Raw genomic sequence first — 23,992 nt, forward strand, 5'->3', positions numbered from 1 at the left:
AATTTGGTCGCATTGACCGAATCAGGCAAATGCCTGAGCATGCGCGCCCCGTTTCAGGGCCGCCGAGCGCCTTGGCGGACAGGGATGCCGACACGCCGTGCGACGACGATCCGCAGCCGCTCAGCCCTGCTGCGTGCGCGCATCTCCGACACAGTAATCGTAGAGTTCGCGCGCCGGGCCGCCCATGAGGTCACGCACCCTGTCCTTGTGACGCTCATACGCTTCGGCGGTCAGCCTCTTCAGCGTTCCACCCGACATGCGGTTGAGGTTGTCCACCTCCCGCCGCGTCGCCTCCACATGAACATCCATCCCATCGTTCACGACATGGTTCCGGTTGCGCTTGCGCCAGTAGTCGCGGCCAAGATCCCGATCCGCCTGATGGGCACTGCCGCGCGCGTTCTTCAGAAGGAAGCTTTCGACGTCTCGGACGATATAATGATTGATCTGGGCCAGCTTCATGCCACCGGGATCCGTGCATTGGCACTTCTTGAGAGCGAAACCGGCAGTATCGAGCCCGGATCCGTTCTTGATGCGTCGTCCGTCGGAGCCACCGCTTTGAGCCGGCTTATGGATACCGGGGTGATCGAAGGCGCTTTGCCGGAACAGGGATTTGAAGGTGCCGAACGCGTTTGGGCCATGCTTTGGCGCCTCGGAACGTCTGAACCTATGTATGACGAGGTCGTTCTCCAACTCGATCAGGCCGGCATTTCCGAACGTCTTCCACTGGACATAGATACAGTCGCTGTCCGGGCATTCCGCGATCAGGTCCTGAACCTTGCCTGCCCCGGCCTTCACCAGCAAGAATTCGTCGATATCGAGCGCCATGGCCCAATCGGATTCGAGGTATTCGGGCTGCCGAGCGGCCCGCTTGTACGCCCGGATCTGATGCGCCCCGCGCTTGGCGCGGTTGTAGAAATACTTCACCGCCCCAATACGGTTCAATTCCTTCAGAATGCCGTCCGTGCCATCCGTCGAATCGTTCTGATACATGATGATGTGGTCGAAACCGATCATCCTGTGATAGGCGACCCATTCCAGAATATACGGACCCTCGTCCTTGACCGTGCAGATGAGGACCGTTCGCATTCCGAAACTCCATGGCGGTGACGGCCCGTTTTAGCACCGTCACCGCCCATATCAAAGCATCGCGCCTCAGCGGGTCCGGCCTTTGCCCCACATGTCGATATCGGTGCCAAGTTCGTGCTTCAGGCGGTCGGAGGCCTCGTCAAGGGCGGTCAGGATCTCCGGCGCCAGCGTGATGTCCAGAAGCTTGCCCAGACCGCGGCTCTGCGCGCCGTTGCGCGTGCCGACGATCACGCCGCCCACCGCGGGGCGCGATTTCAGCCAGCCGATCGCCAGTTCCTCCATCGAGATGCCGGTCTCTTCCACCATCCGCCACAGCGCGTTCAGAAGCTCCTGCCCCGCATCCTCGGCGCCGTGTTCGGAATGGGTCGCCTCCGGCCATTTGCGATGATCGAACATGCGCGTGCGCGCCCGCTCCACCGGGAAATCGTCCAGCTTACGGTATTTGCCGGCCAGAAGCCCCTGCATCAACGACGAATAGCACATGATCGGAACCTCCGCCGCCTCGCAGATCGGCTGCACCTCATGCTCGATCGCGCGGAAGAAGAGGTGATAAGGCAGCTGATCCACCGCGATGTCGCCAAGCGCCAACGCTTCGGTCAGATCCTCGCGGCCGAAATTCGAGACGCCGTACCAGCGGATCTTCCCCTGCTCCTTCAGGCGCTGAAGCGCGCCGATGCTGTCCTCCAGCGGCACATCCCGGTTGGGCCAGTGCAGCATGTAGAGGTCGATGTAATCGGTGCCGAGGTTCTTCAGGCTGCCCTCGCAGGCCGTCATCACATCGGCCGGTGCCAGATGCTTGCCCGCCACCTTGGAGGAGATCACGATCTCCTTGCGCTGCCCGCCCAATGCCGCGCGCAACAGCTGCTCCGAATAGCCGTTGCCGTAAACCTCGGCCGTGTCGAAGAAATTGATGCCGACCTCATGGGCCGCGCGCAGCGCCTCGATGGAATCGCGCTCTTCCTGCGGGCCGAAGGCGCCCGCGCCGCCCATGCAGCCATAGACGATCTTCGTCGTCGCAAGGTCGGTCTTGCCGAATGTGTCCATCATCTTCCTGCCTTCCGTCATGTGTCATCGGAATGCAGACGGGCGCGGCATGTTCCGCGCCCGCCCGTCATCCTAGGGGGTGGTGCCGGACCCGGCCCGGCACCGCGCGGCGCGGGTCATTTCCCGTGCGTGGCCTCCAGCTTATAGAACGTCACCTGATCGAAATCGCGATCGGGCGATTCCGTGATGGAGTTGTTCTGCGAATAGGCACCGGCCTTGAAGTACATGAAGTCCGTGCCGTTCGAATAACCGCTGTCGGTCATGTCATAGGGCTTGGCCTCGACCACGGTGCCGTCGTCGCGCGTAATGGAGACGTGCAGCATCGGGTGGATCACGCCGTCCCGCTCTTCGGAATCGACCTTGATCTCGTAGGAGAAGGTCTCGTCCAGCGCGATCCCGTCATCGGGGTTGTCGGCATTGCTGCTGCGATCGCCGATGATCTCCACATACTGATCGTCCTGACCCACGGGTTCGTGGGCATAGTAGATGGAGCCGTATTTGTTCGTCGGCAGCTTGCGGTAATAGAGGCGGATCGGCTCGTCGTCCTTGGCGTGGATCTGGCCGATGATGACGCGGCCCACCTTGCCGGACTCGCCCGTGCGCGTGACGCGGTTCACCGACAGCGTCGCCTTCAGGGTGCCGTCGACGCCGCCCGCCATGTCCTGCGCATCCTGCGGCGCGGAGGAGAAGACCCAGTTGTTCTTGTTCGGCGTGCCGTCATCGTTGCGGGTGGAGATGCTGGTATCGCCCGCGCGGATCATCTCGCGCAGTTCGGACCGGGCATAGTGCGAACCGGAGGTCGTCGTCCCGCTCGGCACGGTGCGGAAGACCATCCCGCCCGTCGCCGGATCGGTGTAGAAGAAGCGCTCGTCCGACCAACCCTGAAGCTGGTTCTCCTCGACCTCATCGACCTTGCCATCGTTGTCGAGATCGGCCGGAAGCGTCAGCTTCCACATGCTCAGATCGAAGTTCTCGCTGGGCGGGGCGTCGGTGCGCAGGCCGTGGATGCCCTTGCCCGCCGCGCTCGCGACATCCGATCCGTCGCCCGTCGCCGCGATCTCGGCCGAACCGCAGCCGAAGAGCTGCACTTCCAGAAGGCTGTTCCAGCCGCCCGCTTCGTTGCCCTGCCCCGTGACGCGGACATAGCGCGCCTCGACCGGATCGAAATCGGTGCGCTCGATGGCCGATGTGGTGCCGCCGCTCTGCGCATCCGCGATCACGGGCGTCCAGCTGTCGCCATCGGCCGAAACCTCCACCCCATAGGTGGATTTACGCTCGTCGCCCTTGTACCACGCAAGGCCGATGCCGCTGACCGTCTGGGACGATCCCATATCCAGCACCAACTGCTTGCCGGCCCCCTCCGAGGACCATCGGGAATCGGGCTGGAACTTGCCGTCGATGGCCAGAGCGGGGGCGTAGATGTCATCATACATGCCGTCATCGGACGCGCTTGCGATCGCCAATTGCGAGGCGTTCGTGCATTCCGCAGCAAGGACGGCCGCCGGGGCCGTTCCGCACAGCAGTGCCGCGCCGATGGCGATCAACTTCATTCGGTGATCGGTGAACATGAGCTTACTCCTCCCACATGTTCGATATGGCCGATGATCATCGGCCCGTCAGGCGCTCCCTCCCAGAAGCGCCCGCAGATCAAGCTATGGTTTGAACCACTTGTCCAGACCGTATGTCATGTCTGACAACCTCGTGTCGTCACGTCACTGCCGGCAGGGGACCGGACGCCCCGTGCTGGGGCGTCCGGCATGCGAAAGGGGTCACTCCGCCTTGTGGGCCTCGTCGTATTCCTCGACCTTCTGCTCGAAATACTCCTCGTTGGTGCCGTAGCTGCCCAGCCCCATCGCGGCCTTGCGCATGATGTCCACCTCGTCGAAGGCTTCTTCGGCCGGACGCAGGTATTCGACATCCTTGCGCCAGTAATATTTGAAGCCGTCGAAATGGCCGTTGTCGGGATACCAGTAGAGAACGCCGAAGCCGGTCGGATCCTCGATCGGGGTGTTGTGCAGCGTGTTGCCGGGGATGTAGAAATAGTCCCCCGTCTCCATCCACTGATACTGCCCCTGCGCCAGCGTCCGCGCCCGGCCCGACACCGCGTAATAGCATTCGGGCTGCCCGTGGAAGTGGGGGTTGTGATCCGAAGGCTTGCCGTTGGTGATGCCGATCGTCACCGGCCAATCGCTCAGTTCCTTCCACAGATAGCCGACGGGCGCATTCTCGAGGCTGCATTGCGCCGCTTCGGTGATATTGCCGTCCGCGTCGAAGGTCAGGCAGCCGCGACGCGATTCGGGGATGCTGTCATCCGGGGCGATGCTGTCGAAATCGATCTCGCCGCTTTCCCATTTGGAGATATAGGCCTCCACCGTCGCATTCGCGCAGGCCTCGGGCATCGTCTTGGACGGCGCGAACGGGCTGGTGACGTAGGGGATCTGCGTCGCCTGCTGATAGGGTTGCTGGGCGGTGATGAAATGCCCGTGTTCGGCCATCTGCTGCTCGGCGACGCTCGGTGCGTCTTGGGCGCATACGGGGCCGGCCGCCATCACGGCGGCAAAAGCCAGATAGTGTTTCATGTTCATGTCCCTGTCGTTGAGAAGGGCGCGTGCCCGGCCCTCCGCCGCGCAGGTTTCCATGGGCCGGGCCGGTTTCCCCCAAGGAAAAAATCATTAACCTCGCGAAATACGCGCAAGCGCCGAAAATTTGGCCGAAGGGTGCCGCCGCGGCCCCCCGTGCGATGGGCCTTTGTGCAGATCGTACGCGGCGGGGGAATGGCGTTCTCCGGCGCGGGGGCTGCGCGACGGCTGGGTTCCAAATGCGCGGCGGCGGGGGCGGCGGGCATTGATTTGCCCCGCCTGCGCGGCGAGCATCCCCGAAGCCCCCCGAAGGAAGCCGCCCATGCCCGACGATCCCCCCTGTCCCAGCGCACCGCGCCATGTGTTGATCATCGGCGGCGGTGCCAGCGGGGTTATCATGGCGGCCCATGTCCTGATGCGGCCCGGCACCCGCGTCACGCTGATCGAACGGGGGGCGCGCACCGGCTGCGGCATCGCCTATGCCACCACCGACCCGAACCACCTTCTGAACACCCGCGCCCAAGGGATGAGCGCCTTTGCCGACCGTCCCGACGATTTTCTGGACTGGTTGCACCGCGAGGGGCGGGCCGTTTGCCCCGACGCCTTTGCCGACCGCGCGAGCTATGGCCGCTATCTGGGCCAAGTGCTGGCCCCGTGGGACGGCACGGCGCGGCTGACGATCCTGCAGGCCGAGGTGACGGCGCTGGAGCCATGCCCCCACGGCATCATCGCGCATCTGCCGGGGCATCCGGCGCTGCGGGCCGATCGGGCGATCCTCGCCACCGGCCATGCCGTGCCGGAGGCGGGGCCGGATCTGGACGGCGCGTGGTCGTTCGGCGCGGATATGGAGGCGGCGGGCGATGTGGTGATCGTCGGCTCCGGCCTCAGCATGGTGGATCAGGTGCTGTCGCTGCTGGCGGCGGGGCATCGCGGCACGATCATCGCGGTGTCGCGGCGCGGGCGCCTGCCGCTGCCCCATGCGGCGGCCGGGGCGCGCCCGCCCCCCGCCCATCCCCCGATCGGCGCCGAGGTCAGCGCCCTGCTGCAGTGGGCCCGTGCCTTCGCCCGCCGCATCGAGGCCGAAGGCGGCCGCTGGCAGGATGCGGTGGATGCGATCCGCCCGCAGGCCCAGCGCATCTGGCAGGGCATGTCCGAGGCGCAGCGCCGCCGTTTCCTGCGCCATGCCGCCACGTGGTGGGGCGTGCACCGCCACCGCATCCCCCCCGCCTCGGCCAGCTTGCTGCAGGGCGCGCTGGATCGCGGCCAGCTCGTGATCCAGCGCGCCGCGTTCGAGGGGACGGAGCGCGAGGGCGCCGACCGGATCGCCCGCATCCGCCATGCCGGCGGACAGTCGCGCCGCATCCGCGCGGCCCGCATCATCGATTGCCGCGGCATCCTGCGCGATCCCGAAACCCATGGCTCCGCCTTGATCCGCGATCTGCTGCGGCGCGGCACCGCCCGGATGGACCCGCTGCGCATCGGCCTGTCGGTCGACGCGGCCAGCCGCCTGATCGGCGCGGATGGACAGGCGGCGGAGCGCATCCTCGCCCTCGGCCCCGTCGCCCGCGCCGCCTTCTGGGAGATCACGGCCGTGCCCGACATCCGCGATCAGGCCGCGCGGCTGGCCGCGGTGCTGGAGGCCCAGGATCAGGGCACCGCCCCCTCCTTCGGACCGGCATAACCGCAGCGCATCGTCGCCCTCACCGATGGCCGGGCCGCACGCATGTGCCCACTCCGCCCTTGCGAGATGGCGGCGGGGCTGGCAGGACATCGCTCGGGCATGGCGGTGATGTATCCCCCCCCCAAGACCGATGCGCCGCCTCGCGGCGCGCAGGCGCGTCGGCCCGACCCGTTTCGCGGCCGAACCGGCCCCGTCTGCCCCATCATGACCGGACCCACCGGCGCTTCAGAAAGGATCCCATGACCTGCGACATCATCTTTCGTGTGGAAGGCCCCATCTTTCAGGCCGCCCTCTCGGCGCATTTCACGACCCATGACGGGTGGAACGGGCTGGAGGGTCTGTCCGACGAGGTTCGCGCGAAGGCCCGCGTCGTCGTCACCAACGGCACGGTCGGCCTGACCGAGGCGGAGATGGCGATGCTTCCGGCGCTCTCGCTCGTCTGCGCGGTCGGCACGGGGTATGAGGGGGTGGATGTCGCGGCGGCGCGGGCACGCGGCATCGCCGTCACCCATGCCGCAGGGATCAATGCGCAGGCCGTGGCCGAACATGCGCTGGGCATGATCCTTGCCTCCGTCCGCCGGATCTGCCGGTTCGATGCCTCGGTCCGGGCGGGAACGTGGCGCGGGGATGTGGGCACGACGCGCCTCGTATCGGGCCAAAGGCTCGGCGTCTTCGGGATGGGCGGCATCGGCCAGCGCACCGCCCCCATGGCCGAGGCGCTGGGCATGCGCGTCGCCTATTGCAGCCGCAGCCCCAAGGACCTGCCATGGGATTTCCATCCCGACATCCTGTCCTTGGCGCAGCACTCGGACGTGCTGCTGCTGGCCGCGCCGGGCGGACCCGCCACGCATCACGCCGTGACGGACGCGGTTCTCGATGCGCTCGGCCCCGAGGGGTATGTGGTGAATGTCGGGCGCGGGTCGCTGATCCACACGCCGGTCCTGATCGCGGCGCTGGAGGCCGGGCGGATCGCCGGGGCCGCCCTCGACGTCTTCGAGGAGGAGCCGAACGTCCCGGACGCTCTGCGCGCCCATCCCGCCGTGGTGCTGAGCCCGCATGTCGCGGGCCTCGCCTCCGACGTTCAGCACCAAAGCGCGGCGCTGATCCTCCGCAACATCGAGGCGCATCTTGGGGGCGCCCCGCTGCACAGCCCGGTGCCGGAACTGGCGCAGCCCTGACCGGGCCGGGCGCAGATCAGTCCGGCCGCGGCCCTTCGGCATTCCGGGGGCGGCGGTTCGGATTGCCGGGCGGGCCCATGGCCTTGCGGATCATCTGCACCGTCTCGGCCTGAAGCTGCCCGGTGAAGCAGCCGAGCGTGTAGGGATATTCGGGCGTCAGCCGATAGGCATAGCTGTAACGATGGCCTTGGATGACCACGTCCTCCTCGCGGCCATGGCAGGCGTCGAGGTCGTCGTTGCTCAGCGTGCGGCCATCGGCATCCACCATCCCGAGGATGGGGAAACCGTCCAGCGCCCAGCCGACGACGGTGTTGCTCTGCGCGCCCGGCAGGCAGGGGGAGCTGCTGTGGTAATGGTACTGCCCCTGACCCTGCGGGTGGCCATCGCAGACATCCTGCACCTCATGGGCGGCGGCATCGCGCCCCGCATCGTCCAGCGCGTTGTAGAAGGCGACCCCCGTGACCGTGAAGCCGATCATCCCCATCGACAGGCAGCTTGGCGTATCGGCGATGACGGGGGCGCTGGGAATGGTGAACTGCAGCGGCTGTTCGCGGATCGCGTTGGGATTCGTGTCATAGGCATAGACGGGGTCATCCTTGGCGATGGGAAACTCGCCCGTGGGCACCCCGACCGGAAGACCGTTGGAGGCGACATCGAGCCCGTCCGCGCCATAGGTCGCCGAGAAGGAGGCGTCGGGCCAACTGACCTCGCCCCGGACATGGGGCTTGGCCAGCGGGTCCCATGTGTCGCCGTGGAACCAGTCGCCCACATGGCGCGCCCCGTTGCCGCGGAAGTTCTGATTGCAGGCATAGACGTTTCCCGCTTCGGGGTGGTCCGTCACCTTACCGTCGCCGACCGGAAGTTCGTGGGCAAAGACGGTCGGGCCGGGAACGGCGACGCTGGCGATCAGGATCAGGCGCGGAAAAAGGGCTCGGGGCATGGGATGCGTCCTTCGTTGCGATGACATGTCTGTCAACGCATACGGGCCAGCCGCCCCGATCCGTCGCACGCGGGCGTGATGTCAGTCCGCCCGGCCCCGAAGGCAGGCCATCGCCCGTTCCCAACTGGCGCGGTTTGCGGCGGACAAAAGATGATCCTCGGGGCGCACATCGGGCCATTGGCGTCCATCCTCCGTCGCGGCGAACCCGCCGAGCTCGGCCAGCATCAACTGCCCCGCATGATGATCCCACGGCTTCAGCCCGGTGGAGAGGCAGATATCGGCCTGCCCCTCGGCCAGCATCCGGTATTCCAGCGCCGAGCATTGTATCGTCACGATCCGCGACACCGCCCCGAACGCCGCGGCCAGCCGCACCCGCCCGGCCGCATCGTGCTGCGACAGCGGCAGAAGTGCGGTCTCCAGCCGCGCCGTCTGCGACAGCGGCGCAAGGCGGGACATCTGCCCCCCGGCATCCAGACGGTGCACCCCGCCGCCGCGCAGAACCAGCAGGCTGTCCTGCGTGACGGGATAATGGATGACGCCGCCGATCGCCTCTCCGTGCCGCAGAACGGCGACCATCGTGCCGAAGATCGGCAGCCCATGGGCGAAGGGCCATGTGCCATCCACCGGGTCGATCACGAAGAGCAGCGGATCGGCGGCATAGTCGAAGCCGTCCACCGCCGTCTCCTCGCCGGTCACGGCGGCGCCGGAAAAGGCGGCGCGCAGATCGCGGGTCAGCGCGGCCTCGGCCTCGGTGTCGGCGATGGTCACCAGATCGTCCGGCGCGGTCTTGGCGCGGATCTCCGACTGCGCCAACGCGCCGAAGCGCGGCAGGATGATGCGGGCGGCGACATCGCGGGCCAGCCGCTCCACCGTCAGAAGGTCGGGCAGCGCAAAGCTCATGCCGCCACACCCACGGCCCGCAACCAGCCGCGCAGGCGCGCCGGTTCGTCGGTCTGGATCGCGCCGACCCCGGCGGCCAGAAGCTGGCCCCAGACCGCATCCCCCGCCCAGCGCGCATCGCGGTCCGTCAGGCCTGCGGGGCGGCTGCCCTCCACGGTGCCGACACGGACGGCGATGCCCGCGCGGCGCAGGGTGCGGGCGGCGGGGCGCAGATCTTCCAGCCGCTGAAACTCCAGATCCACCATGAAGGGCGGATGATGCAGCAGCGCCTCCGGCAGCCCGCCCTGCCCTGCGCGCGCCACCGCCACCACCGCGATGCCGCTGTCCTGCTGCAACCGGGCCAGACGGCGCACATCGGCGGTCGATCCGACCTGCATCCGCAATGCGGCGAACCCTTCGGCCCCGGCGGCCTGCACGCAGGCGACCGCATTCGGCAAAAGGGAGGGATCGCGCAGATCGAGTTCCAGCGCGATGCGCCCGCGGGCCAGATCCAGCGCCTCGGTCAGCGTGGGCACACGCTCGGCCGTCGTTCGGCGCGTGGCACCATCGGCCCGGAACAGGGGGCGGGCCCGCATCTCGGCCAGCGTCGACCAAGCGGGGCGCAGCGCCGCGCCCGTCATCCGCAGCGCGGTGTCATCGCGCAGCAGGATCAGATGGCCGTCCCGCGTGCCGCGCACATCCACCGATGCCGCCGTGCAGCCCAGCGCGATGGCATCCCGGATGGAGGCGAGGCTGTTCTCGGGGGCGCGGTGCCATGCGCCCCGATGGGCAATCACGGCCGCGCCCGCAGGATGGGCGGCAAGCAGGGTGCGGTAGCTGTGCACGGGATCGTTGTTCCTTCCGTCATGGGCCTCATCTGCCGCCGCCCCGCGGGGGGCGCAATGCAAAGTTATATGACAATCGAAACAGTTGAGGATCAATGCCCAGCTTGACAGGGTGGAACGATGTGCCGCAGCCTCGGACGGACCGGCCGGTGGCGGGTCCCGGCCATTTCCGCGCAGGAGGGACCGCGCCCCATGCCCATTCTCCGCCGCCTGATCGTCGGCACCGCCCTTGCCCCCATCCCCCTTGCCGCCGCCGCGCAGGATGCGATCCCGCTTGGTGAGATCGTCGTCTCCGCCGGGCTGACACCAGCCCCGGCAGAGGGCTATGGCCGCGCCAGCACCGTGCTGACCGCCGCCGACATCGCCGCCCGGGGCGCCGCCACGGTGGAGGATGCGCTGCGCGGCGTCCCCGGGGTCTCGGTCGCCAGCAGCGGCGCCAATTTCACCCAAATCCGCATTCGCGGCGGCGAGGCGCGCCAGACCCTAATCCTGATCGACGGGGTGGAGGCGGGGGGCGGGTCGGGCGATTACGTCCTCTCGAACCTTCCCATCGCCGGGATCGCGCGGATCGAGGTTCTGCGCGGCCCGCAATCGACCTTCTACGGCGCCGATGCCGCATCCGGGGTGATCAACATCATCACCGATCGCGGCGCGCCGGGCCTGCACCATGGCGCCACGATCGAGGTCGGGAACGGCCTCTCCGCCTCCGGCACGGTCAGCCAGCGCAGCGCCGGGGGCGGGCTGTCGCTGAACCTTTCGCGCGTGGACGATCGGGGGTTCGATCAGTCCGGCGATGGCGGGGAACGCGACGGCCTGCACCGCCGGACGGCGCATCTGGCGGGCGATTGGCAGGCCACCGATGCACTGCGCCTTGGCGCCGCGCTGCGCTGGTCGGACGAAGATTTCGATTATGACCGCGAGGATTACGGCTACGATCCCCTCACCTTCGCGCCCACGGTCACGGATGCCGCCGGTTTCGTCGATGACGATCCGAGCCTGCGGGGCCAGCGGCGGGAAACGCAAACCGCCCTCTGGGGCGAGCTTTCGGCGCTGGACGGGCAGCTTCTGCACCGGATCGACATCCGGGATTCGGTCTATCGGCAGGCATCCGAGGGGACGGAGACGACGCGCGGGGAAACGCAGGCGGCGCGCTACCGCCTCAGCTATGGTCTGGATGTCGTTTTTCACAAATAAGTTCAGCAGCCTGTCACAGACGGTTCAGTGAACGGCCGCAGCGTCGAAGCAGCCGTTCGCGCAGACCGCCGCGAACGGCTTGAAGGAGCCCTAAGCCGTCACTCGAGGGGAGCGTGTGTTGGCTTCCACATGGCGATCCGAGTTGTCATGTCTAGGAACGTTGCATGGCGATCAAGGATGGCCTGTAGGCTCGGCCCAATCCGACTTTCATGCATCTCTGCATAACCGAGCTTCCTATACCAAGGGGCGTTCCACCTCGGGATACGGAAGGTAGCTAAACATGTCCCCGAAACGCCAGCGGCATAAGCGTAGTCCTCTGCCCATCCAAGCAACCGCTGCCCGATGCCTTTGCCTGACATCCCGTCATCGACCATAAGGCTTGCAATGTAGAGCATGTCATCAAGCGGCTGCACGATGATATAGCCTGCTCGGCGTCCGGCGTGCTCGGCCACCATTGTAGTCCCGGTTCTGAAACGTTCGGGGTTAATCGCTGGAGCCGCCGCAAATTTTTCGTAGCCTTTCAGTGAAAGGTAGCGCCGATGCGCTGCACGCTCCAGTTGGCACAGGTCATCAATTTCGGCCTCGTCGTAGGATCGAAGAAGAGTGCGAGTATTGTTCATGGTCATGATCATTGCATGGCCAACGCCTTAGGCGTGGTCTTTCCCGGACCTAATCCACACACATGCAAAAGCACGCTGCGAGGCTAGATGGTGGAACAGGGCGGGTACTCATGATGGTGGTCGTCGCAGTCCAGACCTCGCGACGCCGGGCGGCGACTGATTTACCCGGCGCCGTTCATACCGAGGCCGTCATCATGGCCAAAAAGAGATGTTTTATCGCGACCCATCATGACCATCGCTTACCCGGGGAGCCGTATTTGGACAAGTGAAGCTTCTGTAACGAGCGGCAGCTTTCAGCGCGGGACAAAAACGGTCGTTTCTGCACACCTAGAAGACATATGTTCAGAAACTAGTGTCGTTTTCCACAAATAAATTCAGCATTCTGTCGTAAGGTGCTCAGTGAACACCCGCAGCACAAAAAGCTATCGTTCAGGCAGATTTCGACAAAAGCTGGATCGAGCCCAATTTACCAGATGCTGTGCTACGCGCGAATGACGGCTCCGGTGGAGCGCTACAATCGCTGCGTGGTGTCCGTTTGGGTCCAGACCTGACCATGGCGGCGCTGTTATAGGCCGCAGACGACCCGTGTGCGCTGCTGGATGCGCCTCACTCAGCTGTCCCATCATGGTGATTGTCATGGCAATGCCGTGTTTTGCCGGTCTATGGGCTTTCAGATTCAGAACCCCGTGCTGAAAGACGCTGAGTAACCGGCCGGGGCGGCTCGCAGCCGCCCCGTGTCTCAAGCTCACTCAGCCGGAACGGCATCGGGCTCTCGAAGGGCCGCCGTCGCGATAAGGGCGATGACCACCAGCGCGGCGGCGATGAGAAACATTCCCGAAAGGCCCGTCAGCGACAGCAGCGTCGACCCGATAGCGGCGCCGAAGCCGATTGAGCCATTGAACAGCGCTACATAGATCGCCGAGGCCTGAAGGGCGTCTTCGCCAGCCTCCTTGAGCACCCAGGTCTGGAGGCCGACCAGGATCGCAGCGAACGCGCCGCCCCATAAAACGAGCGCCATTGCAGTGCCGACCAAGCCCAAGACGTCTCCGACCAACGCAAGCGCGCCGAGAGAGATGCAGGCGGAAAGCAGGGCCATGGTGACCACCGTTTTGAGCCGCGTGTCGATCAAGGCGCCAGTCAGGAAATTGGCCGCCACCCCCGCCAGTCCGAAAAGGAATAGCAGTGGCGCGACCCATCCAGCCGCCAAGCCGATTTCGCTCGACAGGAACGGCTCGATGTACGTGAACGCTATGAAGTGTGCCGTGATCGCGAAGAGGGTCGCCACGAAGATGCGCTGAAACGCAGGGATCGCCAGAATGCGCCAGAGCGAGCGGACCCCGACACGTCCCGATCCGGAAACATCCGGGACGGTCATCCTCAGAGCCGCAGCGACAAGAACGGACAGCACGCCGATGGCCAGAAATGCCGTTCTCCAGCCGTGTTCCAGCCCGATGAAACTCGCCAGCGGCACACCCAGAACACTGGCGACCGAAACCCCGCCGAATATGATCGAAGTGGCCACGCCGACCTGTCGTGCAGGGACAAGCTGCGCGCCGAGGGTTCCGATCATGGCCCAAAAGGCGCCGTGCGCCAAAGCGCCTAGGATACGCGCGCCCATGAGCCACGAAAAGGACTCCGCGAAGCCTGCACAGACCCCGGATCCCCCCAGGATCATCATGAGACCCACCAGCATCGGGCGTCGCGGGGCCGCTCCCAGCCAGACCGCTGATGCGAGCGCAGCCGCGACTGCGATCCAGGCGTAGAGCGTCACGGCCAAGCCGGCCGTCGCGGTCGTCACGCCGAGATCGCCGGCGATCAGAGAGAGCAGGCCGATCGGAGCGAGTTCGGCGGTCACGATGGAAAAGCTGCCGACACCGAGGGCCGCGACGGCGAACCAGTCACGCGGCGATGCGCGGTCAATGTGATTTATCATTTGGAAACTCCTGAGCGCAGGGTCATTCAGGCGCCTCCGCGAAGGCCTTCTTCGCGGAAGTCATGGCGTTCATGGCGGCCGGAACCCCGGCATACACGGCCACTTGGTAGACGATCTCAACGATCTCCTGGCGCGAGACCCCAGTGTTCATCGCCGCGCGCATGTGGAAGTCGAGCTGGCCGGGGGCTGTCCCCATCGAGGCCAGCATCGCGACGGTCAGCATCTCCCGCGTCTTCAGGTCGATGCCCGGCCTCGACACCACGTCCGCGAAGGCGAAGCCCAGAATGATCTCGGTCGCATCGCTGTCGAAGTCAGTGAGATTTGCGTCCACGCGGTCGGGCGCACCCGCTTCCAGCCGCTCCAGAAGGGCCAGCGCGGCAGCCCGGCGGCCGGCAGGCATACCTGTCATGCGTTCACTCCCTTCATGCCTTCCGGCGTGTAGCGTTCCCCGACGATGGGGAGCTGCGAGATCGCCTCTTCGAGGCGCCGGCAGTCCGCATCTTCCATCGCGACCTCTACGGCGCCGACGTTGTCTTCGAGATAAGCGCGCCGCTTGGTTCCCGGGATAGGCACGATGTCGTCGCCTTTGGCCAAGAGCCAGGCCAGCGAGAGCTGAGCAGGAGTGCAGGATTTCTCGGCCGCCATCTCCCCGATGACGTCGGCGATGCGACGGTTCTGGCCCATCGCCTCGTCCGCAAAGCGCGGCAACCCAGAGCGGAAGTCGCCTTTTCCGAACTCTGCGGACGACTGGAACCGCCCCGTCAGGAAGCCGCGGCCGAGCGGGGAGTAGGGCACGAAGCCGATCCCCAACTCGCGGCATGTCGGGAGGATCTCCGCCTCGACGCCGCGAGACCACAGGGAGTACTCCGTTTGCACAGCCGTCACCGGATGCACAGCATGGGCGCGGCGCAGCGTTTCGGCACTGACCTCGCATAGACCGATGCGCGCGATCTTTCCGTCCTCGACCAGCCGTGCGAGCCCCTCCATCGTCTCCTCGATCGGCTGATCGGTATTGACGCGGTGGACGTAGTAGAGATCGATCTGCTCGATCCCGAGACGCCGCAATGAGGCTTCGCAGGCCGTCCGGGCGTAGTCCGGCGCGTTGTCAAGGCTGCGCTTGTATTCGCCGGGACGCCGGACGATTCCGAACTTGGTGGCAACCCGCACATCGGCACCGGTCTCGCGCAGGAAGGCCCCGATCAGCTCTTCGTTGTGGTGGGGTCCGTACATGTCGGCCGTGTCGAGAAAGTCGATTCCCAGATCGACCGCGCGGGACAGGACCTCCATTGACTCGGTGTCGTCGCGAGGGCCGTAGAACTCGCTCATCCCCATGCAACCCAGACCGATTGCCGAGACCTTGAAGTCCCGCCCAAGGGCACGCTTTCTCATGATATTCTCCTTGTTCGTGCAACCTGATACATGGCACACGGGAAGAATGGAAAATGTAGCCAATTGAGAGAACATGATTTCCATTTCCGGAAATCGACCCCGACGGCCGATCATCTGGGACGACGTTCGTGCGTTCCTTGCAGTGGCCCGGCACGGGACGCTGACCGCTGCGGCCGACGCGCTCGGCATCGGCATCGCAACGCTGTCGCGCCGGGTAGATCGCCTGGAAGACGCACTTGGCATTCCGCTGTTCGTGCGTCAGCAATCGGGTTATCAGCTTACCGAGGAAGGCAGCGAGTTGCTCGATCGCGGAGAGGCAGTCGAACAAGCCGCGCTCGCCTTCGAGAGTACTGGAGGCCGGGAGCCCCAACTGACCGGACGGGTTCGCCTCGCCACGGCCGAAAACCTTGCTAACGGGTTGATCCTACCCGCACTGCCGAAGTTCCGACGCCTCCATCCCAGGCTCATGGTGGAAGTGGTCACCGACATCGTAACCGTGAACGTCCACCGCCGTGACGCGGATCTTGCCGTTCGCATGGTCAAGCCCGAACGCGGCAACGTGACGATCAAGCGCCTCGGGACCTTGGGCTACGGCCTCTATGCCGCGCCGTCCTATGTCGAGACACGCAGCGTTGACACCCACGGGGGTGCCTATGAGGGCGACGAGATTATCACCTGGGGCGACGCCCACTCACACCTGCCGGCGGCCCAGTGGGTCGAACGGGTTCTTCGGGGTCGGCAGCCGGCTCTGACGACCACGTCGCTCTCTACCCAAGTGGCGGCGACACGGGCCGGGCTGGGCATGGCGGTGCTTCCCCATTTTCTCGCACGGGATGCGGGCCTTGAGTGTCTGGAGAGCGATATCGGGATCGATCAGCCGATCTACTTAGTGATGCAATCGAACTTGGCGCAATCTCCACGCATCCGAACGCTGGCGGACTTTCTGGTCGAGATTGTGTCCGCCAACCGGACACGTCTGCGCGGATACTGACCAGGCCGTTCCCGGCGCATCACGGTCTCACCGCCGCGGCCGCGGGTACCGCGCTCTGCTGCATTCCGAATTTGAAAAACACATTTGCAAAATTTTCCAAAGATTCCGCAGGCGGAAATCTGGAGTCTCCAAGATGCGTTGGCCGGGCAATGGGCCTCCGGGGACAGCAGCGTAGGCGTAGGCGTAGCGAATTCACACTATCGTCCTGATAGCTGCCAGCGGACCTAATCCGGGTCTGCGTCCGCTTTGGTATTTCCTGTATCCAGCGCCCTGTATATGGTCATGCGCGAAACCCCCAGGTCTCGGGCAATCTGGGCTTTGGATGTGCCCGCTGCAGCCTGTCTCTGAATTTCAGCGTCATCGACCTTCTTCTGACGCCCCTTGTAGATCCCCTTGCCCTTCGCGGCCTCGATCCCTGTGCGTTGGCGGTCGCGAATGAACTTCAGCTCCATGTCGGCGACCATGCCGAGGACAGTGATCACCATGCGCCCCATGTCGCCCGCCGTCGTCACCTCGGGTTCAAGGATACGTAACGACGCGCCCTTCGCATCCAACTCATGCACCAGATTCAGAACGTCTCGGGTGGACCGCCCAAGGCGGTCGAGGCGATGAACGACCAACTCGTCACCTGCACGCAAAAACTCCAGGACGGTTGCCAGTTCGGTGCGACCGTCACGGGACGCTCCGGAGCCGGTTTCGGCGCGGAGAATTTCACACCCTGCCGCCTTAAGTTTGGCTTTCTGGATCTCAAGGTCCTGACTTGTTGAGCTGACGCGGGCGTAACCGATCTTGGGCATGGAGAAATGTCACTTTAGGGTGGCTATATTCCTGATACTGTCACAATGACTGTTGCGCCACTCATTTGTGACATTTCAAGCTGTCACATCGGTATGTCTCCTATGAGTGTGCCCAAATGTTGCGATCTCGGTTGAAAAGCCCACGCATATCTCTGCCGGCCTTCCGGCGTGGCTATCCACTCTTCGAACTCCGCCCATAACCGCGCAAGATTCCGTCGGCGGCGTTCTTCGAACATGCGCAAATCGTCTATCGACATTCCGAGGCCGACGGACAGGCGCTCCAGCACGTCCTCTGTCGGCCGAATGAAAGAGCGTGCCTCTTCGTCGTAATGCGCAATGTTCAGGGCGTAAAAGCAGAAACTCTCGAAGGGAACGCCATAACAGCGGGCAAGACTTTGGACGTATTGACGCAGAGTATCGACCTCCCCCGGTGGCGGGTGCAGCGGCCAGGTCGGTTCTGGCTTCATGCTCGAAGCTCCCGTTCCATCATCTGCCGCCGGTGGGAGGGTGCTTGGAAAAAACAGTTCATCAAGTCGCATTCCTCAATGCGTTCCCGCCCCTCCATCAGCGCATGTGCTGTTGCGCTCGAAAGAAGCTGGTGCATTTCCCCGATCAGGCCCTCCGATCGCTCCACGATCAGCCTGCGCAACGCGGGCAGGCCGAGACCGGACGGCTCACGCAGAGGGATCACCGTTTCAAAGCTGGCCAGCAGGCGTCCGGTCTCGGAATCGTCACCCCATCTCGATAGCAAAAATGGCTGGAAGCGGTTTTCGAGCTGGTCGTCCAACCGGAGGGCCAACCACGCATCCTTGGTCCCAAGCGCGACGATGGGGATTGACCTGCCCCCCGCGAAATCCCTCACCTTAATGTAGAGTCTGCGCCAACTCTGAAGGAGCAGACTTATGAGAAAGAGCCGTTTCACCGAGGCGCAGATCATCGGAATGATCAAGGAGCAGGAGGCCGGGATGCCGACTGCGGAAGTGTGCCGTAGGCATGGGCTGAGCACTGCGACGTTCTACAAGCTGAAGGCCAAGTATGGCGGCATGGAGGTGTCCGAGGCTGCCAGGCTAAAGGCCCTTGAGGACGAGAATGCCAAGCTGAAGCGCCTGCTTGCGGACACCATGCTGGACAATGTCGTGTTGAAAGACCTGCTGGGAAAGAACTGACGACATTGACGAAGCGGCGAGATGCGGCGCTCCGGGTGATGCGGGATCATGACATCTCGCAGCGCCGGGCCTGTAGGCTGGTTGGTGTCGATCCCAAGACCGTTCGGCGTGAACGCCCGCCGGACAGTGCCGATATCCGCCAAGAGATGCAGGAGATCGCCGGCAAGCGGCGTCGGTTCGGGTATCGCCGGATCGGGGTCCTGCTGGAACGCAAGGGCATGATCATGAACCACAAGAAGCTGTATCGCATCTATCGCGAGGAAGGGCTTTCGGTGAAACGACGGCGAGGCCTGAAACGGGCGCGCGGCACGAGGACGCCGATGCCGGTTGCCGCGTGGCCCAACGCGCGCTGGTCGTTGGACTTCGTGTCCGACAGCTTTGGCGCGTCGCGGAAGTTCCGGATCCTGGCGGTGATTGATGACTGCACCCGGGAATGCCTGTGCCTCGTCGCGGACACCAGCCTGTCAGGGGCGCGTGTCGCCCGGGAACTCAGCTCCCTGATCCGGATTTACGGCAAGCCGGGTTGCATCGTCAGTGACAATGGCACCGAGTTCACCAGTCGGGCCATCCTCAAATGGGCCGACGAGAACGAGGTGCCGTGGCACTACATCGACCCAGGCAAGCCCCAGCAGAATGCCTTCGTCGAAAGCTTCAATGGCAGCCTGCGGGACGAGCTACTCAACGAAGAAATCTTCGACAGCTTGGACGACGCACGGCGAAAGCTGGCGCTCTGGCGCTACGACTACAACACGATCAGGCCACACTCGTCCCTGGCCAACCAGACGCCGCAGCAAGCGCGCCGGACGCTTGAGCAATTTGAGGGCTTCGCGCCCGGCGCGCTTGCGAAAGATGACCAAGCCGAATACCGAAATCCAAACTGCAGACTCTCGTTATGAATGAGGGACCAGTGGGATGCAGGTCAGGATGCGAAGCTCATTTCCCAGATATCGGATAAGCCCCAGAATCTCGCGCTGCCGCGATGACGGGCCGCAGAGCAGGTTGTGCAACTCATCTATGAGAAGAAGCCGCACACCGCAGGCCTGCATAAGGTTCAGCGTCACAGCGTTTCGCCGATCCGTCTGCCGCAACTTCCCGAAAGGTGATCCCAATGCATCGAGCAATTGTGCGTAGAACCGTGGTGTCGTAACGTCCGGCATCATCTGGACCGCGAGGACCGGAAAAATGTGTCGGTCCCTTTCTTCCGAACTTAGCCGGGGGTGCTGGCGCTGGAATTTCTCGGCAATGGTCGATTTGCCGTTGTTGCTCGGCCCGACGATCAGCATGTTCTGCGGTCGGACACGGCCGGGTTGCGTCGCAATCAGCATCCCCATGCGTTTTAGGGCATCTTGTGCCCGGGAATAGCCGATCCAGCGGTCGGTCGCGAGAAAACCGAGCCGCTCGACTGCGGGCATTTCCGCGATGCGCCGGGCTTCTGGCCGAAGATGCTCCATCGTCGCTACCACTCCTCTATATCTGTGAATGGTCGCGGCGGACCGTCGGGTTCGTTGCGCAAGAGCTCCGCCGGGTCTGCCGCCTGCGATCTGGATACCGATGGAGACTGCCAATCCAGCACCGGCCGCGACCGACGGCGGCGGGCGCTCTTGGAAAGCCGGGCCGCGTTGCGCTCAATCTCCTGCATTTCCTCGAATGCGGCGAAAATGGCGTCCTCGTCCACGGTCGCCGCATTGCGTTCCTGGGCACGTCGCCGCGCTGCCCGATGTTCCCAGAGCGTGATCGACGGTCGGGAGAGTGTGCGATACGGCACTTCAAGCCAGGAACCGTCGAACGGGTCGAGAACATATACACGCGAGAGGTCTCGTGGGTCGCGGCGCAGGATCAGATGTCCCTCCGTCCGAACGTCGCGCGAGACGATCCACGGTTTCAGGGCGTTCGAGAAATAGCGGATATGATCTACGGTGAATCCATCGCGTTGCAACGTCCTACGCAGAACCGGGAGGAAATCGATCAGATAGCTGCGCATGTCACGCGGGATGGCGATGCTGCCGCCAGATCGGCTCAAGGCCACGAAACCTTCCTCCAGCCGGGCAAGAGGTGTGGCCCCGTCCAACCCACGATGCCCGGACAGGTGATAGTCTTTGCAAATCGCAACCGTCAGCCAGCGTTCCAGTTCTTCAAGGGTCAGGCAGGCCTGTCTTTCGCTGTCGTATGTGCCGCGCTGTGCGGTGTTGGAAAATGTCGTGCCCGGCAACTGGTGAATGCGCCGCATGAGGGTGCCGATCACACGCTCTACAATGCCACCGAACTGAGGTTGCCCTGGCGGTCGCCAGTCGATCTCAATGCCATGTTGCGCGCACCCGCGCTCGAAAGCCTGCGAGTGGAACTCGCCGGCATTGTCCACGCCAATCTTCTTTGGCTTTCCCGCAATCGGCCACTCCACATCCGTGACGCCGCGCGCGGTCATCCAGGTTTTCTTACCGTCGGCGACGTGGGCGAGGCACAGGCCGACGCTCGCGGCGGAAGGGGGATCAAGGCTAAGATGGAAGCCCGCGATCATCCGGCTCATCACGTCGATCGCAACCGTCAGATATGGTCGCCCGATTGGCAGACGCTCGAACGGATCGACCAAAATGACATCGACCGGCGTGTGATCAATCTGCACGACGTCGAGCGGGTATTTCGGGATCGGGGGCGCGCCGAGGATCGGCTTTGTTCCCGGATCACTTTCGCGGAGCCGTGACGCGACACCCTTGTCGATCCGGTTAACCCGTCGCCTGATCGTGGCTTCGCTCGGAGGCGAAATGCCCGCCTTGCGGCACTCGACCTGAACCACCCTCACGATTTCCGAGGGGCGCGCTTTCTGCCGTTTGAGATAGCGGCCTTCGATGACATGACCGATGATCGCTTCCCGATCCCCCGCGATCCGCGTCTTGCGCGGAGCACCGCGGCCATCGCGCGGCAAGAGCGCCGTGACCGCGCCGTTTTCTTCACGAAGCCGGCGGATCAGCCTGTAAGCCCAACGTTCGGAAATTTTCAGATCAATCGCTGCAGAGCGGACAAGATGCGCTGGTGCTTCATGGAGCGCGGCAAGTGGCCGAAGCAGAACCGCCCGTTCCTCGGCTTTCCGCCATACGTCTTTCGGAACGGATTCCAGATCCATGACCGATCCTGCCTCCTGCAACGCGCTGAACCGGTGTCTGACGGTCTTGCAACGCACCGAACTGTCTGGTGATCAGTATTGAAGTCTTTTGTGACAAGCGCGTGTCAATGAAAACAATGGCCAGTGCTGAACCTATTTATGAAAAACGACACTGTTCGATCTGGGCGGTGCCCTGTCCATCCCCGGCACGCCGCAACTGAGCGACGATCACGTTGCCCGGCTGGAGCGTATGGTGGACGAATGGAACGCCGCCCTGCCCCCGCTGAAGGAGTTCATCCTGCCCGGCGGCTCCCCCGGCATCGCCGCCTTGCACGTCGCCCGCACCGTCTGCCGCAGGGCCGAACGGCGCCTTCTGACCGCCGGGGGGATCGGGCCGGGAATGGTCTATCTGAACCGCCTGTCCGACCTCCTCTTCGTCGCCGCGCGCACCGCCGCCCGCCTGCAAGGCATACCGGAGCGCATATGGGACCGGACGCGCAGCCTGCCCTAGGCCCAGCGCGAAAAATGCATCTTGTTCTTCATCCGAGAAATGCGGTAGACGGACCGAGTCGGAGAGGTGGCCGAGTGGTCGAAGGCGCACGCCTGGAAAGTGTGTAGGCGGGGAACCGTCTCGAGGGTTCGAATCCCTCTCTCTCCGCCACAATCAGCCCAAGACGATCGCACCCGGCATCCCCGCGCAAACCTCCGGCAGGAATATGCCCGATCGGTGACGGGATCGCTGCAACGATCCCCAAGATGGTCTAGATCATAGGCAACCGATCCGGAGATTGCCCATGACCGACCTGACCCCTGCCTTCACGCCGGTCGCATCCTTTGGGGGCGGCCTTCTGATCGGGCTGGGGGCCGTGCTTCTGATGCTTGGGCTTGGCCGGATCTTCGGGGCGACGGGCATCCTGTCGGCCATGGTCTTCGCCGAGAACCGAGCGGAGCTTGGCTGGCGCCTCGCCCTCATCGCCGGGATGATCCTTGCCCCCGGCCTGATCTATGCCGTCACTGGGCGGATGCCGACGCTGACGGTGCCGATCGGTCCGGGGATGATCGTCGTCGGGGGCGTGATCGTGGGCTTCGGGGCCAGCCTCGGATCGGGCTGCACCTCGGGGCATGGGGTATGCGGGCTGTCGCGGCTGTCGGTCCGCTCGATGGTAGCGGTGCCGACCTTCATGGCGACGGCCGCGATCACCGTCTTCCTCGTCCGCCATGTCTTCGGGGGCTGATCCATGAAACACCTCTTCGCATTGCTTACGGGGATCGTCTTCGGGGCGGGCATCGCGCTGTCGGGCATGATGGACCCGGCGAAAGTCCTCGCCTTCTTCGACATCGCCGGCCACTGGGACCCAAGCCTTGCCTTCGTCATGGGCGGCGCGGTGATCGTGACCTTCATCGGCTACCGCCTCGTTTGGCGGCGCGGCACGCCGCTCTTCGGCGGGCGCTTCCTGCTGCCGCAGGGAACGGCGATCGACGCGCGTCTGGTCGGCGGCTCGGCGCTGTTCGGGATCGGCTGGGGCATCGCGGGCTTTTGCCCGGGGGCGGCGATCCCGGCGCTCGGCACCGGGCGGTGGGAGGTCGCGTTGTTTCTTGCGGCGGTCATCGGCGGCTTTCAACTGCGCCGCCTCATCGCCCCGGCACGGGGATAATCGAAGGAGACATCCATGACGATACCCAGCGCGATCAGCCCGTCCCGCGGGCCGCAAAGCCCGACGGTTGTCGGGTTTCACGACAAGGCCACGGGAAGCTGCCAGTATATCTGCATCGACCCAGCGACGAAGGCCTGCGCGCTCATCGACATCGTGCTCGACTTCGATCCGAAGGCGGCGCGCATCTCCACCACCAATGCCGATTGGGCGCTGGACTGGATCGCGCGCGAGGGGCTGAACCTCGCATGGATCCTCGACACGCATCCCCATGCCGATCACCTGTCGGCCGCTGCCTATCTGGCCGAGCGGAGCGGCGCGCCCACCGCCATCGGCGCAAAGGTGGAGGAGATCGCGGGACTGTGGCGCACGCTCTACAACCTGCCCGATGCGTTCGATCCCAAGGCCGATTTCGACCGGCTCCTCGCCGATGGGGACACCTTGCGCATCGGGGGGATGGAGGTACGCGTCATGCTCTCCCCCGGACATACGCTGGGATCGGTCAGCTATGTGGTGGGGGATGCCGTCTTTGCCCACGACACCTTCATGCAGCCCGACAGCGGCACCGCGCGGGCCGATTTCCCCGGCGGATCGGCGGCGATGCTGTACGATTCGCTGATGGGCATCCTTGCGCTGCCGGATGATCACCGCATTTTCGTCGGCCACGATTACGGCGCGCCCGGCCGGGATGGGCCCGCATGGGAAAGCACCGTGGCCGAGCAGAAGGCCCGCAACACGCATCTGGCGGGCGGCACCGGCAGGGCCGATTACATCGCCCTGCGCGAGGCGCGGGATGCCACGCTGAAGCTGCCGGACCGGATGCTGCACGCGCTGCAGTTCAACCTGCGCGGTGGCCGCCTGCCGGTGGAGGCGGACGGAAACAGCTACTTCAAGATCCCGGCGAACCGTTTCTGATCGCGG

25 protein-coding genes and 1 tRNA gene are annotated in these 23,992 nt (G+C 64.7%); 10 read left to right on the forward strand and 16 right to left on the reverse strand.

Annotated elements, in window-relative coordinates:
• Window positions 1–120: 120 nt before the first annotated feature.
• The 4 genes from GR316_RS08690 to GR316_RS08705 all read right to left on the reverse strand — a co-directional run bounded on the left by GR316_RS08690 (window position 121) and on the right by GR316_RS08705 (window position 4,709).
• On the reverse strand, window positions 121–1,014 hold the full coding sequence (locus GR316_RS08690; protein ID WP_211783552.1) for a glycosyltransferase family 2 protein: 894 nt from the start codon (window positions 1,012–1,014) through the stop codon (window positions 121–123).
• Window positions 1,015–1,152: 138 nt separating this feature from the next.
• Window positions 1,153–2,133: an aldo/keto reductase gene (locus GR316_RS08695; RefSeq protein WP_211783553.1), complete on the reverse strand. Its 981-nt coding sequence runs from the start codon at window positions 2,131–2,133 to the stop codon at window positions 1,153–1,155.
• Between the two features lie 113 nt (window positions 2,134–2,246).
• On the reverse strand, window positions 2,247–3,698 hold the full coding sequence (locus GR316_RS08700; RefSeq protein ID WP_211783554.1) for a polysaccharide lyase family 7 protein: 1,452 nt from the start codon (window positions 3,696–3,698) through the stop codon (window positions 2,247–2,249).
• A 201-nt stretch (window positions 3,699–3,899) separates the two neighbouring features.
• Entirely contained in the window at window positions 3,900–4,709 is an 810-nt protein-coding gene (locus GR316_RS08705; RefSeq protein ID WP_211783555.1) for a cupin domain-containing protein, read from the reverse strand.
• Window positions 4,710–5,031: 322 nt separating this feature from the next.
• Between GR316_RS08705 and GR316_RS08710 the strand changes: the two genes are divergently transcribed.
• Window positions 5,032–6,390 (forward strand): FAD/NAD(P)-binding protein, encoded by a 1,359-nt coding sequence (locus GR316_RS08710; protein ID WP_211783556.1) that lies wholly within the window; start codon window positions 5,032–5,034, stop codon window positions 6,388–6,390.
• A 239-nt stretch (window positions 6,391–6,629) separates the two neighbouring features.
• A complete protein-coding gene (locus GR316_RS08715) occupies window positions 6,630–7,568 on the forward strand; it encodes a 2-hydroxyacid dehydrogenase (protein ID WP_211783557.1) in 939 nt (312 codons plus the stop codon).
• Between the two features lie 16 nt (window positions 7,569–7,584).
• Here the strand turns inward: GR316_RS08715 and GR316_RS08720 are convergent, their stop codons facing one another.
• From GR316_RS08720 to GR316_RS08730, 3 genes are all read right to left on the reverse strand, one after another.
• The gene (locus GR316_RS08720) at window positions 7,585–8,508 is read right to left on the reverse strand and encodes a YHYH protein (protein WP_211783558.1); all 924 of its coding nucleotides are present in this window, start codon (window positions 8,506–8,508) and stop codon (window positions 7,585–7,587) included.
• An 81-nt stretch (window positions 8,509–8,589) separates the two neighbouring features.
• Complete coding sequence (locus GR316_RS08725; protein ID WP_211783559.1) at window positions 8,590–9,408, reverse strand: inositol monophosphatase family protein; 819 nt, start codon at window positions 9,406–9,408, stop codon at window positions 8,590–8,592.
• Entirely contained in the window at window positions 9,405–10,232 is an 828-nt protein-coding gene (locus GR316_RS08730; RefSeq protein ID WP_211783560.1) for a glycerophosphodiester phosphodiesterase family protein, read from the reverse strand. Before GR316_RS08730 ends, GR316_RS08725 begins: the two co-directional genes overlap by 4 nt.
• Before the next feature lie 192 nt (window positions 10,233–10,424).
• Here GR316_RS08730 and GR316_RS08735 point away from each other — a divergent pair, with 192 nt between their 5' ends.
• A complete protein-coding gene (locus tag GR316_RS08735) occupies window positions 10,425–11,426 on the forward strand; it encodes a TonB-dependent receptor (RefSeq protein ID WP_211783561.1) in 1,002 nt (333 codons plus the stop codon).
• Between the two features lie 98 nt (window positions 11,427–11,524).
• Here GR316_RS08735 and GR316_RS08740 read toward each other — a convergent pair whose 3' ends face one another.
• The 4 genes from GR316_RS08740 to GR316_RS08755 all read right to left on the reverse strand — a co-directional run bounded on the left by GR316_RS08740 (window position 11,525) and on the right by GR316_RS08755 (window position 15,368).
• A complete protein-coding gene (locus GR316_RS08740) occupies window positions 11,525–12,046 on the reverse strand; it encodes a GNAT family N-acetyltransferase (protein WP_211783562.1) in 522 nt (173 codons plus the stop codon).
• A 745-nt stretch (window positions 12,047–12,791) separates the two neighbouring features.
• Window positions 12,792–13,979 carry an MFS transporter gene (locus tag GR316_RS08745; protein ID WP_211783563.1) on the reverse strand — a complete coding sequence of 396 codons (1,188 nt, stop codon included), beginning with the start codon at window positions 13,977–13,979 and terminating at the stop codon, window positions 12,792–12,794.
• Window positions 13,980–14,001: 22 nt separating this feature from the next.
• The gene (locus GR316_RS08750; protein ID WP_249218748.1) at window positions 14,002–14,388 is read right to left on the reverse strand and encodes a carboxymuconolactone decarboxylase family protein; all 387 of its coding nucleotides are present in this window, start codon (window positions 14,386–14,388) and stop codon (window positions 14,002–14,004) included.
• Window positions 14,385–15,368 (reverse strand): aldo/keto reductase, encoded by a 984-nt coding sequence (locus GR316_RS08755; RefSeq protein ID WP_211783564.1) that lies wholly within the window; start codon window positions 15,366–15,368, stop codon window positions 14,385–14,387. Before GR316_RS08755 ends, GR316_RS08750 begins: the two co-directional genes overlap by 4 nt.
• 73 nt (window positions 15,369–15,441) lie before the next feature.
• Between GR316_RS08755 and GR316_RS08760 the strand changes: the two genes are divergently transcribed.
• A complete protein-coding gene (locus tag GR316_RS08760; RefSeq protein WP_211783565.1) occupies window positions 15,442–16,359 on the forward strand; it encodes a LysR family transcriptional regulator in 918 nt (305 codons plus the stop codon).
• 224 nt (window positions 16,360–16,583) lie between these two features.
• Here GR316_RS08760 and GR316_RS08765 read toward each other — a convergent pair whose 3' ends face one another.
• From GR316_RS08765 to GR316_RS08775, 3 genes are all read right to left on the reverse strand, one after another.
• Complete coding sequence (locus GR316_RS08765) at window positions 16,584–17,156, reverse strand: recombinase family protein (RefSeq protein WP_211783566.1); 573 nt, start codon at window positions 17,154–17,156, stop codon at window positions 16,584–16,586.
• Window positions 17,157–17,239: 83 nt separating this feature from the next.
• Window positions 17,240–17,623 (reverse strand): hypothetical protein, encoded by a 384-nt coding sequence (locus tag GR316_RS08770; protein WP_211783567.1) that lies wholly within the window; start codon window positions 17,621–17,623, stop codon window positions 17,240–17,242.
• Window positions 17,620–18,093: a TniB family NTP-binding protein gene (locus GR316_RS08775; protein ID WP_249218749.1), complete on the reverse strand. Its 474-nt coding sequence runs from the start codon at window positions 18,091–18,093 to the stop codon at window positions 17,620–17,622. The genes GR316_RS08770 and GR316_RS08775 overlap by 4 nt, the downstream gene beginning before the upstream one ends.
• On the opposite strand from GR316_RS08775, the gene GR316_RS08780 reads away from it, so the two are divergent.
• A protein-coding gene (locus GR316_RS08780; protein ID WP_211783569.1) for an IS3 family transposase occupies window positions 18,059–19,218 on the forward strand; the annotation gives its coding sequence in 2 pieces (ribosomal slippage) (window positions 18,059–18,308 and window positions 18,308–19,218; 1,161 coding nt in all). The two genes, GR316_RS08775 and GR316_RS08780, sit on opposite strands and share 35 nt — an antisense overlap.
• Here GR316_RS08780 and GR316_RS08785 read toward each other — a convergent pair.
• Together GR316_RS08785 and GR316_RS08790 are read right to left on the reverse strand one after the other, a co-directional pair.
• Entirely contained in the window at window positions 19,213–19,773 is a 561-nt protein-coding gene (locus GR316_RS08785) for a TniB family NTP-binding protein (RefSeq protein WP_211783570.1), read from the reverse strand. The two genes, GR316_RS08780 and GR316_RS08785, sit on opposite strands and share 6 nt — an antisense overlap.
• A 5-nt stretch (window positions 19,774–19,778) precedes the next feature.
• On the reverse strand, window positions 19,779–21,440 hold the full coding sequence (locus GR316_RS08790) for a Mu transposase C-terminal domain-containing protein (RefSeq protein WP_211783571.1): 1,662 nt from the start codon (window positions 21,438–21,440) through the stop codon (window positions 19,779–19,781).
• A gap of 196 nt (window positions 21,441–21,636) precedes the next feature.
• Between GR316_RS08790 and GR316_RS08795 the strand changes: the two genes are divergently transcribed.
• The 5 genes from GR316_RS08795 to GR316_RS08815 all read left to right on the forward strand — a co-directional run bounded on the left by GR316_RS08795 (window position 21,637) and on the right by GR316_RS08815 (window position 23,986).
• Window positions 21,637–21,930, forward strand: coding sequence for an ATP:cob(I)alamin adenosyltransferase (locus tag GR316_RS08795; protein ID WP_249218844.1), 294 nt, complete (start codon window positions 21,637–21,639; stop codon window positions 21,928–21,930).
• Between the two features lie 60 nt (window positions 21,931–21,990).
• Window positions 21,991–22,080, forward strand: a tRNA-Ser gene (locus GR316_RS08800).
• 142 nt (window positions 22,081–22,222) lie between these two features.
• Window positions 22,223–22,654 (forward strand): YeeE/YedE family protein, encoded by a 432-nt coding sequence (locus tag GR316_RS08805; protein WP_211785169.1) that lies wholly within the window; start codon window positions 22,223–22,225, stop codon window positions 22,652–22,654.
• A gap of 3 nt (window positions 22,655–22,657) precedes the next feature.
• Window positions 22,658–23,074 carry a DUF6691 family protein gene (locus tag GR316_RS08810; protein WP_211783572.1) on the forward strand — a complete coding sequence of 139 codons (417 nt, stop codon included), beginning with the start codon at window positions 22,658–22,660 and terminating at the stop codon, window positions 23,072–23,074.
• Between the two features lie 15 nt (window positions 23,075–23,089).
• Window positions 23,090–23,986, forward strand: a complete 897-nt coding sequence (locus tag GR316_RS08815) for an MBL fold metallo-hydrolase (RefSeq protein ID WP_211783573.1) — start codon at window positions 23,090–23,092, stop codon at window positions 23,984–23,986.
• Window positions 23,987–23,992: the final 6 nt, after the last annotated feature.

The sequence above is a fragment of the Falsirhodobacter algicola genome (genome assembly GCF_018279165.1).
GTDB lineage: Bacteria > Pseudomonadota > Alphaproteobacteria > Rhodobacterales > Rhodobacteraceae > Falsirhodobacter > Falsirhodobacter algicola.

Bases quoted from the DNA above. Each gene is read 5' to 3' on its own strand.
- GR316_RS08725 (WP_211783559.1), bottom strand. From the start codon at position 9,408: ATGAGCTTTGCGCTGCCCGACCTTCTGACGGTGGAGCGGCTGGCCCGC.
- GR316_RS08785 (WP_211783570.1), bottom strand. From the start codon at position 19,773: ATGGAGCATCTTCGGCCAGAAGCCCGGCGCATCGCGGAAATGCCCGCA.
- GR316_RS08710 (WP_211783556.1), top strand. From the start codon at position 5,032: ATGCCCGACGATCCCCCCTGTCCCAGCGCACCGCGCCATGTGTTGATC.
- GR316_RS08695 (WP_211783553.1), bottom strand. From the start codon at position 2,133: ATGATGGACACATTCGGCAAGACCGACCTTGCGACGACGAAGATCGTC.
- GR316_RS08810 (WP_211783572.1), top strand. From the start codon at position 22,658: ATGAAACACCTCTTCGCATTGCTTACGGGGATCGTCTTCGGGGCGGGC.
- GR316_RS08745 (WP_211783563.1), bottom strand. From the start codon at position 13,979: ATGATAAATCACATTGACCGCGCATCGCCGCGTGACTGGTTCGCCGTC.
- GR316_RS08740 (WP_211783562.1), bottom strand. From the start codon at position 12,046: ATGAACAATACTCGCACTCTTCTTCGATCCTACGACGAGGCCGAAATT.
- GR316_RS08755 (WP_211783564.1), bottom strand. From the start codon at position 15,368: ATGAGAAAGCGTGCCCTTGGGCGGGACTTCAAGGTCTCGGCAATCGGT.
- GR316_RS08775 (WP_249218749.1), bottom strand. From the start codon at position 18,093: ATGATCTGCGCCTCGGTGAAACGGCTCTTTCTCATAAGTCTGCTCCTT.
- GR316_RS08690 (WP_211783552.1), bottom strand. From the start codon at position 1,014: ATGATCGGTTTCGACCACATCATCATGTATCAGAACGATTCGACGGAT.
- GR316_RS08790 (WP_211783571.1), bottom strand. From the start codon at position 21,440: ATGGATCTGGAATCCGTTCCGAAAGACGTATGGCGGAAAGCCGAGGAA.
- GR316_RS08750 (WP_249218748.1), bottom strand. From the start codon at position 14,388: ATGACAGGTATGCCTGCCGGCCGCCGGGCTGCCGCGCTGGCCCTTCTG.
- GR316_RS08720 (WP_211783558.1), bottom strand. From the start codon at position 8,508: ATGCCCCGAGCCCTTTTTCCGCGCCTGATCCTGATCGCCAGCGTCGCC.
- GR316_RS08765 (WP_211783566.1), bottom strand. From the start codon at position 17,156: ATGCCCAAGATCGGTTACGCCCGCGTCAGCTCAACAAGTCAGGACCTT.
- GR316_RS08760 (WP_211783565.1), top strand. From the start codon at position 15,442: ATGATTTCCATTTCCGGAAATCGACCCCGACGGCCGATCATCTGGGAC.
- GR316_RS08770 (WP_211783567.1), bottom strand. From the start codon at position 17,623: ATGAAGCCAGAACCGACCTGGCCGCTGCACCCGCCACCGGGGGAGGTC.
- GR316_RS08700 (WP_211783554.1), bottom strand. From the start codon at position 3,698: ATGTTCACCGATCACCGAATGAAGTTGATCGCCATCGGCGCGGCACTG.
- GR316_RS08715 (WP_211783557.1), top strand. From the start codon at position 6,630: ATGACCTGCGACATCATCTTTCGTGTGGAAGGCCCCATCTTTCAGGCC.
- GR316_RS08735 (WP_211783561.1), top strand. From the start codon at position 10,425: ATGCCCATTCTCCGCCGCCTGATCGTCGGCACCGCCCTTGCCCCCATC.
- GR316_RS08705 (WP_211783555.1), bottom strand. From the start codon at position 4,709: ATGAAACACTATCTGGCTTTTGCCGCCGTGATGGCGGCCGGCCCCGTA.
- GR316_RS08815 (WP_211783573.1), top strand. From the start codon at position 23,090: ATGACGATACCCAGCGCGATCAGCCCGTCCCGCGGGCCGCAAAGCCCG.